Genomic DNA, 13,885 nt, shown 5'->3' on the forward strand with positions numbered 1-13,885 from the left:
ATGGACAAAAGGAGAAGAGATGTTTATTATTGATTTTATCTTGCATATTGATGCACACATTTATAATATTGCTCATGCTGTAGGTGGCTGGACGTATTTGATTTTGTTTTTGGTGATTTTTATTGAGACAGCTGCGGTAGTATTTCCATTCTTGCCGGGAGACAGCTTACTTTTTGCTGCAGGCGCTCTATCAGCTAATCCAGCAATGCATTTTAATGTTCTACTTTTTATGCTTCTATTTTTTGTGGGAGCTTTTGTCGGTGATACCTGTAATTTCTTCATTGGCAGAACCTTGGGTTATCGTTTTGTACATTATAAATTTTTCAGTAAATTGATAAAAGAAGAAAATATCAAAGAAGCAGAAGTGTATTTTGAAAAACATGGCTCTACTTCTATTATTTTAGGACGCTATATTCCCATTATTCGTACCTTTGTGCCTTTTGTAGCAGGCATTAGTCAATTCCCTGTTCATTCTTTTCTGAAACGAGCTTTTATCGCTGCTTTGTCTTGGTCTTTGATTGCGACAGGGGCAGGATATCTTTTTGGGAATATTCCCTTTGTGAAAACTCATTTTTCAGCTATTATTTTGGGAATTGTCATTGTCACCTTACTCCCAACTGTGATAAGTGTGGTTCGAAGTGCAATGATTAAAAAGCGAAACAATCAAATGAAGAGATAAGAAAACTCTGAGATGATTTGAAAATCTCAGAGTTTTTATGTTATTTTGGAGCAATCACTTTCACACCGCCCATGTATGGACGAAGAATTTCTGGAATAGTGACAGAGCCGTCTTCATTTTGATAATTTTCAAGAACAGCTGCAACGGTACGACCAACTGCAAGACCGGATCCATTCAACGTGTGTAGGAGTTTGACCTTGCCATCTGCTTCGTCACGGTAACGGATTTGGGCACGACGAGCTTGGAAATCTTCGGTATTGGAACAGCTAGAAATTTCACGGTAGGTATTCTGTGCTGGAATCCAGACTTCCAAGTCGTAGGTCTTCGCTGCAGAGAAGCCCATATCCCCTGTAGAAAGTGCAACGACACGGTAAGGAAGATTCAACTTTTGCAGGATATTTTCCGCATTAGCGGTCATTTTTTCTAATTCTTCATAAGAATGCTCTGGCTTGGCAAATTTGACCATTTCTACTTTGTGGAATTGATGCAAACGAATCAAACCACGGGTGTCACGACCGGCAGAACCAGCTTCAGAACGAAAAGACGGACTCATGGCTGTGAAGTAGATTGGCAAGTCTTTTCCGTCTAAAATTTCCCCTCGGTAGTAGTTTGTCAAAGGAACTTCAGCAGTTGGAATGAGAACGTAATTTGTATCGCTCAATTCAAACGTATCTTCTTTGAATTTTGGATATTGACCAGTCCCAAACATAGAATCGTGATTAACCATGTAAGGAGGGATGACTTCTGTGTAGCCCTCTCTTTGATGCTCGTCTAACATGAAATTATAAATAGCGCGTTCTAGACGAGCTCCTAATCCTTTGTAAAAGAGGAAGCGAGCACCGGTTACTTTTGCCCCGCGTTCCCAGTCGAGAATATCAAGATTTTCACCAAGATCCCAGTGAGCTTTTACATCAAAGTCAAACACACGTGGCGTCCCCCAACGGCGAACTTCTACATTATCGTCTTCGTCAGCACCTACCGGCACACTATCGTGAGGAATATTTGGCAAAGTCGTTGTAAACTCGGTTAATGTAGCGTCAATTTCTGCTAACTCTGCGTCTAATGCTTTAATTTCAGCAGATAATTTTTGCATGGCAGCAATTTTATCATCAGCATTGTCTTTATTACGTTTCGCTTGGGCAATTTCTGCTGAAACCGTGTTACGCTCTGCTTTTAAATTTTCAACCTTGACCAAGAGTTCACGGCGTTTGCTATCAAACTCTTTCATTTTATCAAGTGTTGCAGCGTCAACGCCACGAGTAGCTAGTTTTTTTGCGATGATATCAAAATCTGTGCGAATGCGTTTAATATCTAACATCAGAACCTCCTTAAATAAAAATACACTTATGGAAAGTGTTGGAGTGGCAGAGCCACGGTTCCATCCAACTTCACATAAGTGCACTTGATTGTTTATGAAATTAGTATCACGGTAGAATTTCAAGCTAGCTCCCTATCTGCTCACAGCTGCCGCAGACTTTCTGAAAGAGATACTAGATTTACTTATCCGTTTCCTATGATTATACAAGAATTCTTATTTTTTTGCAAATAGATTTTTAAAAAATTGACCAATTGTTTGAATCAGTGTCGGTAATTTAACGACCTTTTCATTGCCGATATGATTTCGAGCGTATTTCAAAATAGTTCCAGCATCTTTTGAAGCGAAAAGGAATTTTCCTTTATTGGTAAAGACTTCAAAATGACGACTAATTCGTTTGCCAGACACATTGGCACCGATTTGATGAATAGTATCCCAAGGAATTTGAATGTAGTCTTCGACATTGGCATCGGCATAAAACTCGAGCGCTTTATCTCCCACTAAGAATTTACCAACTTTCCCTCCAATTCCCAGATAAGAAGTCCCCGTTGTTTGAAATTCAATTTTTGTATTTTGTGACTGTGCCATGTTCAATCCTCGTTTTATCTATTATCCTACCTATTATAGCACATTTATTGTCAATAAAAAAGAAGGCCGAAACCTTCTTTTTGTTGTTTACATAATTCCGAAGAAGCGTGCCACAATACCAACGATGAAGAGACCGATGATAATTGTGATTGGAGAAACTTTTTTCTTAAGTAACCACATGCATAGAAATGTAAGAAGAAGGCCCATCAAGCCAGGAATTAAAGCATCTAACTGTCCTTGAAGTGTTTGAGCTTGTATTTTATCAAGTCCAAGACCACTATTTACTTGACCAAGGATATCATGTAATTGTTGACCAGTAACATTTCCTTTAGGGAATTCAATGTAAGCACCTTTAGACAAAGTCTTAGAAGGAAGTCCTACCGTAAAGGCAATGTTTACCCAACGTTCAACAAGAACGGCGATGATGAACATACCGAGGATTGAAGCTCCTTTGGTGATGTCTTGAAGAATACCACCTGACATGTCTTTTGTAATTTCAGAACCAGCTTTGTAGCCAAGTTCTTGAGTGTACCATAAGAAGGCCATACGGATAAGATTCCAAAGTACGAAGAAGAGGATTGGCCCCATCACGTTACCTGCCATAGCAAGTGAGGCACCAAGAGCACCGAGGATAGGACGAACGGTAAACCAGAAGACTGGGTCACCGATACCAGCAAGAGGTCCCATCATACCGATTTTAACCCCCTGGATAGCAGTGTTGTCAATTTCAGCACCGTTAGCCTTTTCTTCTTCAAGGGCAAGTGTCACACCAATGATAGGAGCAGCTACGTATGGGTGAGTATTAAAGAATTCCAAGTGACGTTCAAGAGCCGCAGCACGGTCTTCTTTAGAAGTGTAAAGTTTTTTGATAGCTGGGATAAGTGCGTACGCCCAACCTAAGTTTTGCATCCGTTCATAGTTCCAAGAACCTTGCAAGAAAGTTGAACGCCACCAAACTTTTTGACGATCTGATTTTGATAATTGAATTTTTTCTGTCATGGTATTAGTAGCTCCTTTCTTAGTAGTCTTCTAAAATATCACCAATTGGGTCATTTGATGTAGCAGAACCGCCACCACCATTTCCGCCTTTTTTAGAAAGGTTGATGTAAATCAAGGCAATTGCGACACCAATAGTACCCATAGCAATAAGAGTAAGGTTTGATAAAGCTGCAAGTGCAAAACCGATAGCAAAGAATGGCCATACTTCGCGAGTTGCCATCATGTTGATAACCATAGCGTAACCAACGGCAACGACCATACCACCACCGACAGCCATACCACCTGACAACCAAGCAGGCATAGCATTCAAGACACCTTGAACAACTGATGTTGGAACTGCAAGAAGAAGAGCAGCAGGAATAGCAATACGAAGACCTTGAAGAAGAAGTGCAACTAAGTGAGTACGTTCTACAGCGCCGATGTTACCTTCTTTAGCAGCAGCATCAGCACCGTGAACAAGACCTACTGAAATTGTACGAACAATCATTGTAAGGAAGAGACCTGCAACTGCAAGAGGGATAGCAGTTGTATAAGCGAAACTGATACCTTTATCAGTGAAGTCGCCACCTTGTACCATGATGATTGCAGATGCTACAGAAGCAAGTGCAGCATCAGGAGCAACGGCAGCACCAATGTTTGCCCAACCAAGAGCAATCATTTGAAGTGTACCACCAAGGATGACACCTGCTTCCAAGTGTCCTGTTACAAGACCAATCAAGGTACAAGCAACAAGTGGTTGGTGGAATTGAAATTGGTCCAAGATTCCTTCGAGTCCAGCAAGAAAGGCAACGAAGACCACTAAAATCATAGAAATAATTGACATATTCTAAATCCTTTCCATTATTGAACGTTGGCTTTTTTAATTAAGTCAAACAAATCTTTTTTGGAGTCATTTGGTACTTTACGTACGTCAAATTCCACTCCGAGGTCACGCAATTTTTCAAAGGTTGCAACATCGTCTTTGTCCATTGACAAAACGTTATTGACCATTGTTTTACCAGTTGAGTGAGCCATTGAGCCAACATTGAGTGTTTTGATATCGACACCGCCTTCAACAGCACGGAGTGCATCTTGAGGAGTTTCAAAAAGAATTAGTGCATGTGTGTTACCAAAACGAGGGTCTTTTGCTACCGCAATCAATTTGTCAATTGGGACAACATTTGCTTTGACATTACCAGGAGCAGCTTGTTTGATCAACTCTTTACGAAGTTTATCAGCTGATACGGAGTCAGAAGCAACGATGATACGGTCTGCTTTAGAATCTGGTGTCCAAGCAGTTGCAACTTGACCGTGAAGAAGACGTGTATCGATACGAGCAAGATTGATTTTCAACTTGCCATCGCCGATAACGGTTCCTTCTGGAATGGCAGCTTGAGCAGTTGGTGCAGCCGGTGCACTTGCTACCTCAGCTACAGGATTTAGTTCTTCAGGAAGAGCTTTCACTCCGTCCTTGGCTTCTTTGATGATGTTTGCGGCAACAGCGTCAACGCCAGCATTGGCATCCATCATTCGTTCTGTATAAGCTTGAATCAACATTGGCAGATTCAAACCTGTAATGATCGCGAACTTACGGTCAGGATTTTCACCCATTACGCGGCTAGCTTGGTTAAATGGAGAGCCACTCCAAAGGTCAGCCAAAACTAGAACTTCATCGTTCGCGTCAAAAGCAGCCACAGCGTCATTGAACTTAGCATACAAATCATCAGGACCTTCGTTTGGCATAAAAGTTACAACTTGAACTTTTTCTTGCTCACCAAAAATCATAGAACCTGATTGATGAATACCCGCAGCAAATTCACCATGGCTTGCAATAATGATTCCGATACTCATTATTGTCTTTCCTCCTTATAAAATGTTTGACTTAAGTTTAAGAAAAATTTAAGACTACTTAAGTATAAAACGTTTTCATGAAAAATGCAATAGTTTGAGCTAAAAAAATCAAAATCTTTCATATTTTTGACAGATTGTAAACGGACAAAACTAGCCATTTAAACAATATATTAACCTTGAAAAACGATTGGAAAAATAATGAAAATTTTGAAAAAATAATTCTATCTACATGAATTATTAAATAAGAAAGAGGAAAATCAATAAAAAATCTAGAAACATTTTAAATTTAAAAAACAAAATTTATAATATTCAATTTATAGCATAAATAAACTGATAGGAAATAATTGAAAATCAACAGCTGATGAGACCGCCCCATGATTGCTAGTGCACAATCAGTCGTAGAAAAATGAAATCTGGGAAGATTACGTGTAAATATTAAAGAGTCAGGCAGAAAATCTGTCCAACTCTAAGTCTCATTATAAAAATAGTTTCAATAATTGATGAGCGACTCCGTCTTGATCATTGGTCAGCGGTAGTTGCTCATCTGCGTAAGGAAGAAGTGTTTGGCTAGCGTTTTTCATGGCATAGCCAGTACCGGCAAAAGCTAACATCTCTGTATCATTGTGCTCGTCACCAAAAGCAATCAAATCTTTTCGCTCCACGTTCAGAACCTCTAATAAATATTTCAAAGCAAAAGCTTTGTTGACGCCTTTTGGAGTGCATTCAAGAATATTGAGCGGACCGCCCCAAGTGTTGATAGATAATTGTTGTTGATAAAATTGATTCAACTCATCCGCTAAAGCGTATTTATCATTGGCATGCGTTTGCAAGAGGATACAGTTGGGATTTTTAGTCACTAATTCTGGATTAAATTGATTTTCAGGTTGAAAAGACTCCACACCAAATAATTTCGGGTCGGCAATCGTTTCATTGGGGGCTGTGATATAAAATTTCTTTCGATATTCTCCAGCAATGAAGTCTGCTTCAATCTCTTCCTTCCTTTTGACAATGTCTAATAGATATTCTTTATCTAAAGTGATACATCTTTCCTGTTGCCATTTTTTCTCCGGAATATGGGTCAAAGAGCCATTAAAGTTGATCATTGGAGTGTGTAGTTCCAATTCTTTATAAAATTCCCGTGCCATTCGATAAGGGCGTCCGGTTGTGATGACAACATGATGTCCTTTTTTAGAAATTTTTTTAATTGTTTCTTTTGTAAATTCAGATAGTTTGCTGTCAGAATTGAGCAAGGTTCCGTCTAAATCTACTGCAATTACTTTTTTTGTCATAGTCTACTCTTTCATTTGTGCTGTTTTCTATTATAGCAGATTTTAAGATGAAAGTGCAGAATTTGTGATATAATGTTTTCTTATATAACGAAGGAGGAAATCGAGTATGCGTAAAACAATTATCATTCATATTTTCTTTGCGATTATTTCTGCTATCATTTATGCTGAAGGAATTTTGACAAAAGGTCCAGATTTGATTTGGAATATGTTTCTAGCTTTGGTTGCCTATGATGCGGCTTTTCTAGCCATTCAATTTAAGAAAAAATGGTTTTTCTTGCCTATAGCAATTCTTTGGCTGGTGTTTTATCCCAATACGTTCTATATGATTACGGACTTGGTACACATGCACTGGGTGAGTGACACCTTGTGGAACCGAGAAAGTCTGCATCTTTTTATGGCCTTTGTTCCAAGTATTTTCTTCGGGGTTCTGTGCGGAATAGAGAGCTGGAATTTGATTTCTGGCTATTTGAAGCTCAGATGGTGGCTGGAATATTTGGTTATTGGAGCCGTCTCATTTTTATCGAGTCTCGCAATTTACATTGGTCGCTATGATCGGCTCAATTCTTGGGATTTAGTCAGCCATCCTACGTTAGTCTTTGAGCGGTTGGCAGCTGCTTTGCAGAGGGAGCGCCTGTTATTCATTTTAGGGTTTACCTTTATTCAAATCATGTCCTTGGTCTTTTTGAGTAAAAATCACTCTAAATAAAGATTTTCTGTATAAAACATTGAATTAATTTGTTTGTTTTTAAAACTTCTGTTGAAATCGTGAATGTTTTGTGATATTATATCTATTATCGTTCGTAAAATTTAAGGAGATTTGAAAAATGGACAAGTTTTTTAAACTAAAAGAGAACGGTACGACTGTTCGTACAGAAGTTCTTGCTGGTTTAACCACTTTCTTTGCAATGAGTTATATTCTCTTTGTCAATCCTGAAATGCTCAGTCAAACAGGCATGCCAGCACAAGGTGTTTTCTTGGCGACCATCATTGGGACTGTTGCAGGGACGCTGATGATGGCTTTATATGCCAACATTCCTTACGCTCAGGCACCTGGTATGGGACTGAATGCTTTCTTTACTTATACCGTTGTGTTTGCACTGGGGTATACTTGGCAAGAAGCACTTGCCATGGTTTTCCTTTGTGGGATTATCAGTATTATTGTCACGTTGACCAAGGTTCGCACAATCATTATTCATGCAATTCCAGAGAGTTTGAAATACGCTATTTCTGGTGGGATTGGGATTTTCCTAGCTTATATCGGAGTGAAAAAAGCAGGACTTTTGAAATTTTCAATCGATCCGGGAACTTATAGCGTTACAGGAAAAGGTGCTGATAAGGCACAAGCGGCTATTACAGCCAATGGAATGGCAACACCGGGCTTGGTAGATTTTAACAACCCAGCTGTTCTTGTAGCTTTGTTTGGAATTTTCATCACCATTTTCTTTGTTCTCAAACGCATTCGCGGAGGGATTGTTCTCTCCATTGCAGCAACCACGATCGTAGCCATTTTGGTGGGAGTTGTAGACCTTTCAAAAATCAATTTTGCTTCCAATAATATCGGTGCTGCTGTTCAGGATTTAGGAAAGATTTTTGGTGCAGCTTTAGGCAAAAACGGTTTGTTAGCTTTATTTGCAAAACCTTCTCGCATTCCAGAAGTGCTTCTTGCTATTTTGGCCTTTTCATTAACAGATATTTTTGATAACATCGGAACGTTGATCAGTACAGGGCGCAAAGCGGGCATCTTTAACATTGCAGATGAAGAAGCTGCTAAAGATTCGTCTGGCCTTCAAACTAAAATGGATAAGGCATTATTCTCAGACATGGTTGGGACAACTATTGGCGCGATTGCAGGGACTTCAAATGTTACGACTTATGTAGAAAGTGCAGCTGGAATTGAAGCGGGCGGTCGTACTGGCTTGACAGCGCTTGTCGTTGCAGCTTTGTTTGCTGTGTCAAGTTTCTTTAGTCCACTTCTTGCTATTGTACCAACAGTAGCGGTAGCACCTATTCTTATCATTGTGGGAATTATGATGCTCTCTAGCATGAAAGATATTGAATGGGACGATTTATCAGAAGCAGTACCAGCATTCTTTACATCCGTTTTCATGGGCTTTACTTATAGTATTACTCATGGTATTGCCGCAGGATTTATCATGTATGCTTTTGTGAAAATCATCAAAGGTGAAGCCAAGGAAGTCCACCCTATTATCTGGGTATTGGATGCTTTGTTTATCCTAAACTTTATCAGTCTAGCTTTGGCTTAATGATTGAAAAATCGGGAGTGGGACAAAAATCGGTAATTTCGAAGAAATTTGATTTTGTCGTCCCACCCCCGCACAGTTGAGTAGGGATGTAAAGGTTTATTTATCAACCGAATAGAACCCACTCAACCACTGCGACTTGCAAGAAACTCATAAAAATCTGACGAGGTTAAGGACTTTTGCCCCAGCCTCTTTTCTTTTGTTAAATTTCAGCAGAAAATGAAAACTTCTGGTATAATAAAAGAATGTTTAGCCATAATGAAGATGAGTTGATGGCGTGGGGCGAGAAATTAGGCGCTTTACTCCGAAAACAAGATGTTTTGATTTTAACGGGTGACTTGGGTGCTGGGAAAACAACCTTCACCAAAGGTTTAGCGCGTGGACTGGGTATCAAACAAATGATTAAAAGTCCGACCTACACTATTGTACGAGAATATGACGGACGCCTGCCGCTTTATCATTTGGACGTTTATCGCATTGGGGAAGATCCAGATTCTATTGATTTAGACGATTTTCTCTTTGGAGATGGAGTGACGGTTATTGAATGGGGCGAATTGTTGGGAGATAGTTTGCCAAGTGACTATCTCAAATTGACAATTTTAAGAAAAAGTGATGGTCGAGAATTGGTCTTTGACGCAAAAGGACATCGAGCTGAGAAACTGCTTGAGGAATTTGTCAATGGCTGAGTTAGAGCTAGTTATAAGAGAAGCAGAACCTCAAGATGCCAAATCTTTAATTGATTTTCTTAATCAGGTTGGGCAAGAGTCAGATTACATGACATTAGATGACGCAGGGATTTTGATGACAGAAGAGCAGATGAGAGCATTCATTCAACATCAAGCCGCGTCAGATAACCAGATTTATCTAATTGCACTATTAGAAAATGAAATTGCTGGGCTTGTGAGCATTACAGCTGATTTTCATGAGCGAATTCGTCATATCGGGCAGGTCTTTATCGTGGTTAAAAGAGTATTTTGGAGTCAAGGCTTAGGGAAATTTCTTCTAGAAGAAGCGATAGACTGGGCAGAGAATTCTGGAGTGATTCGACGATTAGAATTGACCGTACAAGTCAGAAATGAACGTGCTGTTCATTTGTATCAAGCGTTTGGGTTTGAGATTGAGGGCATTCAAAAAAGAGGAGCCTATCTTGCAGAAGGGAAATTTCTTGATGTTTACCTAATGGGAAAACTGATAGATTAGAATAATATGTTAAAAAAAATTATCTTAATGTTTTTAAGCTTGTGTCTTGTAACAGTTGCAGGACTAGGCGTTTATGGATTTACGATTTATAACCAATCAACGGATGTATTGTCTAAGACTTACAAGAGCTTTGGGAAAGATACAGATGTTATTGCAGCTACCAAACCGCTTACCTTGCTCTTAATGGGGGTGGATACGGGTAGTGGTTCACGCTCAGATCGGTGGGCTGGAAATAGTGACTCCATGATTCTCATGACGGTCAATCCTAAAACAAAAAAGACCACGATGATGAGTTTGGAGCGGGATATTCTCACCAATATAAAAAATGGCGATGAAACCATGCAAGCAAAGCTTAATGCGGCTTATGCAAATGGTGGAGCTGAGCTAGCTATTTCCACAGTGCAAAAGATGATGAATATTCACATTGACCGCTATGTGCTTATCAATATGAAAGGTCTGGTACAATTGGTTGATGCTGTTGGCGGTATCACGGTCAATAACACACTTGGTTTCCCTATTTCGATTGAAGAAAATGAACCAGAATACAAAGCAGTTGTTGAGCCGGGTAAACAGCACATCAATGGTGATCAAGCACTTGTTTATTCTCGCATGCGTTATCAAGATCCAGAAGGAGATTATGGTCGTCAAAAGCGTCAACGAGAAGTCATTCAAAAAGTGATCCAAAAAGTGCTGAGCTTAAACAGTGTCAGCCACTATCAAGCAATTTTAAAAGCTGTTAGCAACAATATGCAGACCAATGTTGAGTTGTCTTCGGGTAGCATTCCGCAATTATTAGGTTACCAAGATGCTTTTAAAAATATTGAAAGTAAACAATTGAAAGGTGAGGGGGCCACTTTACCAGACGGTGGATCTTACCAAATCGTAACTTCGGAGCATATGTTGGAAATGCAAAATGTTCTGAGAAAATCGCTTGGCTTGGACGAAGTGACTGAATTGGAAACCAATGCAGTTTTATATGAAGAATTGTATGGCAGTGCCGCTCCTAGTTCCAGTCAGTCAGGAAATGGCGCAACAACTGGTGTTGCTGATTCTTCTGCGTATTCCAGCAATCCTTATGGAACAGACCAAAATGGACAGTATTACGGTCAATACGGACAATGACATAATAAAAAAGAATTTAGCGTGTGTCTAAATTCTTTTTTATTTCTTAGTTGATGTGAGCCTTCCAGATATCTTGAATTTGTTGAAGTCGAGCAGTAGCGTCTTGCTCAAAAAGTTTGAATTGGTAAGTCAAATCCTGTGAAATTGTTTGGAGATTGTCTTTTTGCTCTTGAACGACTTGGAGATTTCGTTGAATATTTTGTAGATTGTCTTGAACCCTGTCCATTAGCTCATAACTTTCAACAGCCTCGTTCATGAGTTTTTCTCTATTTTTAACAAGGAAAAAGCTGGCTGCAGCTGCACCGGTGAATAATAATAGATTACTAAGTTTCATGGTTTCTCCTTATGCTTTTGAAATTTTTTCGGCTAATTCTGCAAGAGCAGGGAAGTTTGGTTCGTGCGCCACGAAAGTCAGTTTTAAATCATCATTTTCTGTATAGCGTGGTGCTAAATGGACATGTGTATGGAAGACAGATTGACCGGCAATTTCTTCGTTGTTATTGATGATATTCATCCCCTTTGCACCAGTCGCCTTCATCACTTTACGAGCAATATCTGGAATGCGTACAAAGAGTTGACTGGCAGCTTCACCGTCCATTTCAAGCATGTTGCGGAAATGTTTTTTAGGGACAACCAAGGTATGTCCGGGCGTTACTTGTGAGATGTCTAAAAATGCTAGAATTTCATCGTCTTCATATACTTTAGAAGCTGGAATTTCTCCTGCAATAATCTTACAAAAAATGCAATCTGCCATCAAATTTACCTCTACTTTGCTAGATTTTGTTATAATATAAGAACATTATACCAGAATTTGGAGAAAATATGTTAGAAATAAAAGGGCTTACAGGGGGCTATGTGAATATCCCTGTTTTAAAAAACATCAGTTTCACAGTAGGAAATGGGGAACTGGTGGGGTTGATTGGTTTGAATGGTGCGGGTAAATCCACTACAATCAATGAAATTATCGGACTTTTAACTCCTTATAAAGGTGAAATTTTAATTGACGGTGCCAAACTGCAAGACAGTCCTACGGCTTATCGTAAGAAAATTGGTTTTATTCCGGAAACACCTAGTTTGTATGAGGAATTAACGCTGCGCGAGCATATTGAAACGGTTGCTATGGCTTATGATGTGGAGCAAAAGGTGGCTTTTGCGCGCGTGGAGAAATTATTGACGATGTTTCGCTTGAAAGAAAAATTAGATTGGTTTCCGGTGCATTTTTCTAAAGGAATGAAGCAAAAAGTCATGATTATCTGTGCATTTGTGGTTGACCCCAGCCTTTTTATCGTTGATGAACCATTTTTAGGACTTGATCCAGTTGCCATTGCTGACTTGATAGAGCTTTTGGAGGATGAAAAGGCAAAAGGCAAGTCAATTCTTATGAGTACGCATGTGCTGGATTCGGCAGAAAAGATGTGTGATTCATTCGTGATATTGCATAAGGGAGAAATCCGAGCTAAAGGCAATTTAGCAGAATTACAAGCAGAATTTGCCATGCCAGAAGCTAGTCTCAATGACATTTATCTAGCTTTGACAGAAGAGGCGAGCCTATGAGAAATCTGTTTCAAAAGCGCAGGCAAGTATTTCGCAATCAATGTTTGAAGTATTCACGCTATGTTTTTAATGACCATTTTGTCCTCTTTTTATTGGTCTTTATTGGCTTTTTAGCTGTTCAATACAGTCAACTGTTACGAAATTTTCCTAAAAATCACCTGCCAATCATTCTTGCTTTAGTGGTTCTTTTGTTCTTATTATTGCCTTTGGGACGAATTGCGACTTATATGGAAAAACCAGATAGTTTATTTTTGTTAGTCAAAGAGGAGGAATTAAAAAGCTACCTACAAGAACAAACGCGTTTATCTTATCGATTATGGGCCTTGCTTCAAACCGTTGTGTTGTTACTATTAGTACCGCTTTTTCTTGCCTTAGGCATGCCGCTTTGGGGCTGGTTTATTCTTGTTTTTCTTATGTTGATAGCAAAATGGTTCGTATTTTTGCAGAAAAGTCAAAAATTTTACCAGGGTGCAGGGGTGAATTGGAGCTATCTCATTGCTTATGAAGAAAGACGTAAGCAGACAATCCTACGTTTCTTTGCTCTCTTTACCAATGTCAAAGGAATTTCTAATAGTGTGAAACGCCGTGCGTATCTTGATGGTTTGACAAATATTCTACCAAAAAGACAGTCAACTACTTGGCAAAATATATATTTGCGTTCTTATTTACGAAATGGTGATTTTCTTGCCTTGACTATACGGTTGCTGTTTCTGTCTCTTTTGGGAATTGGTTTTATCAGTCAATCGTGGATTGCTGCCATATTTGTGGCATTGTTAAATTATCTCCTGCTATTTCAGTTGACAGCCTTGTACCATGCCTTTGATTACCAATATTTGACGTTCTTATTCCCTTTAGAAATCAACTCAAAGTTAAAAGGAGTGAAACAAGTGATTGCTCTTATTGGCTACAGCGTGCTTTTTGTGGAAACAATGATGGCTTTGCTGTTTTTCCAAGATAGAGTAGCTTTGCTTTTTATGATAGGAATCACATTGCTACTCTATGTCATTTATTTACCATTCAAATTAAGAAGTTTGGTTGACTAAAGGAA

Annotated in this window: 16 protein-coding genes; 8 read left to right on the top strand and 8 right to left on the bottom strand. The window is 39.2% G+C overall.

The window, feature by feature from the left end:
- Positions 1 to 19 precede the first annotated feature (19 nt).
- Positions 20 to 679 carry a VTT domain-containing protein gene (locus EHW89_RS01440; RefSeq protein WP_126466473.1) on the top strand — a complete coding sequence of 220 codons (660 nt, stop codon included), beginning with the start codon at positions 20 to 22 and terminating at the stop codon, positions 677 to 679.
- Positions 680 to 719: 40 nt separating this feature from the next.
- Here the strand turns inward: EHW89_RS01440 and serS are convergent, their stop codons facing one another.
- The 6 genes from serS to EHW89_RS01470 form a co-directional block, all read right to left on the bottom strand.
- Complete coding sequence (gene serS / locus EHW89_RS01445) at positions 720 to 1,997, bottom strand: serine--tRNA ligase (protein ID WP_126466474.1); 1,278 nt, start codon at positions 1,995 to 1,997, stop codon at positions 720 to 722.
- A 213-nt stretch (positions 1,998 to 2,210) separates the two neighbouring features.
- Positions 2,211 to 2,582 carry a DUF956 family protein gene (locus EHW89_RS01450; protein ID WP_126466475.1) on the bottom strand — a complete coding sequence of 124 codons (372 nt, stop codon included), beginning with the start codon at positions 2,580 to 2,582 and terminating at the stop codon, positions 2,211 to 2,213.
- Between the two features lie 87 nt (positions 2,583 to 2,669).
- Entirely contained in the window at positions 2,670 to 3,581 is a 912-nt protein-coding gene (locus tag EHW89_RS01455) for a PTS system mannose/fructose/sorbose family transporter subunit IID (RefSeq protein ID WP_003033774.1), read from the bottom strand.
- Positions 3,582 to 3,600: 19 nt separating this feature from the next.
- Complete coding sequence (locus EHW89_RS01460) at positions 3,601 to 4,404, bottom strand: PTS mannose/fructose/sorbose transporter subunit IIC (protein ID WP_003033793.1); 804 nt, start codon at positions 4,402 to 4,404, stop codon at positions 3,601 to 3,603.
- A 17-nt stretch (positions 4,405 to 4,421) separates the two neighbouring features.
- A complete protein-coding gene (locus tag EHW89_RS01465) occupies positions 4,422 to 5,411 on the bottom strand; it encodes a PTS sugar transporter subunit IIB (protein ID WP_004344531.1) in 990 nt (329 codons plus the stop codon).
- Positions 5,412 to 5,887: 476 nt separating this feature from the next.
- Positions 5,888 to 6,700 carry a Cof-type HAD-IIB family hydrolase gene (locus EHW89_RS01470; protein ID WP_003025986.1) on the bottom strand — a complete coding sequence of 271 codons (813 nt, stop codon included), beginning with the start codon at positions 6,698 to 6,700 and terminating at the stop codon, positions 5,888 to 5,890.
- Between the two features lie 106 nt (positions 6,701 to 6,806).
- Here EHW89_RS01470 and EHW89_RS01475 point away from each other — a divergent pair, with 106 nt between their 5' ends.
- From EHW89_RS01475 to lytR, 5 genes are all read left to right on the top strand, one after another.
- The gene (locus EHW89_RS01475; RefSeq protein WP_049508691.1) at positions 6,807 to 7,406 is read left to right on the top strand and encodes a DUF1361 domain-containing protein; all 600 of its coding nucleotides are present in this window, start codon (positions 6,807 to 6,809) and stop codon (positions 7,404 to 7,406) included.
- Between the two features lie 118 nt (positions 7,407 to 7,524).
- Positions 7,525 to 8,964, top strand: coding sequence for an NCS2 family permease (locus EHW89_RS01480; RefSeq protein WP_126466476.1), 1,440 nt, complete (start codon positions 7,525 to 7,527; stop codon positions 8,962 to 8,964).
- Positions 8,965 to 9,206: 242 nt separating this feature from the next.
- Positions 9,207 to 9,647: a tRNA (adenosine(37)-N6)-threonylcarbamoyltransferase complex ATPase subunit type 1 TsaE gene (gene tsaE / locus EHW89_RS01485; RefSeq protein ID WP_003033807.1), complete on the top strand. Its 441-nt coding sequence runs from the start codon at positions 9,207 to 9,209 to the stop codon at positions 9,645 to 9,647.
- On the top strand, positions 9,640 to 10,161 hold the full coding sequence (locus EHW89_RS01490; RefSeq protein WP_126466477.1) for a GNAT family N-acetyltransferase: 522 nt from the start codon (positions 9,640 to 9,642) through the stop codon (positions 10,159 to 10,161). Before tsaE ends, EHW89_RS01490 begins: the two co-directional genes overlap by 8 nt.
- Before the next feature lie 6 nt (positions 10,162 to 10,167).
- Entirely contained in the window at positions 10,168 to 11,283 is a 1,116-nt protein-coding gene (gene lytR, locus EHW89_RS01495) for a glycopolymer--peptidoglycan transferase LytR (protein ID WP_126466478.1), read from the top strand.
- 46 nt (positions 11,284 to 11,329) lie between these two features.
- Here the strand turns inward: lytR and EHW89_RS01500 are convergent, their stop codons facing one another.
- Positions 11,330 to 11,617: a hypothetical protein gene (locus tag EHW89_RS01500; RefSeq protein ID WP_126466479.1), complete on the bottom strand. Its 288-nt coding sequence runs from the start codon at positions 11,615 to 11,617 to the stop codon at positions 11,330 to 11,332.
- 9 nt (positions 11,618 to 11,626) lie between these two features.
- Positions 11,627 to 12,037 (bottom strand): HIT family protein, encoded by a 411-nt coding sequence (locus EHW89_RS01505; protein WP_049517075.1) that lies wholly within the window; start codon positions 12,035 to 12,037, stop codon positions 11,627 to 11,629.
- Between the two features lie 68 nt (positions 12,038 to 12,105).
- Here EHW89_RS01505 and EHW89_RS01510 point away from each other — a divergent pair, with 68 nt between their 5' ends.
- Positions 12,106 to 12,837, top strand: coding sequence for an ABC transporter ATP-binding protein (locus EHW89_RS01510; protein WP_126466480.1), 732 nt, complete (start codon positions 12,106 to 12,108; stop codon positions 12,835 to 12,837).
- A complete protein-coding gene (locus EHW89_RS01515) occupies positions 12,834 to 13,880 on the top strand; it encodes an ABC transporter permease (RefSeq protein WP_126466481.1) in 1,047 nt (348 codons plus the stop codon). Before EHW89_RS01510 ends, EHW89_RS01515 begins: the two co-directional genes overlap by 4 nt.
- Positions 13,881 to 13,885: the final 5 nt, after the last annotated feature.

Origin of the sequence: Streptococcus periodonticum (genome assembly GCF_003963555.1) — a bacterium.
Classification (GTDB): domain Bacteria; phylum Bacillota; class Bacilli; order Lactobacillales; family Streptococcaceae; genus Streptococcus; species Streptococcus anginosus.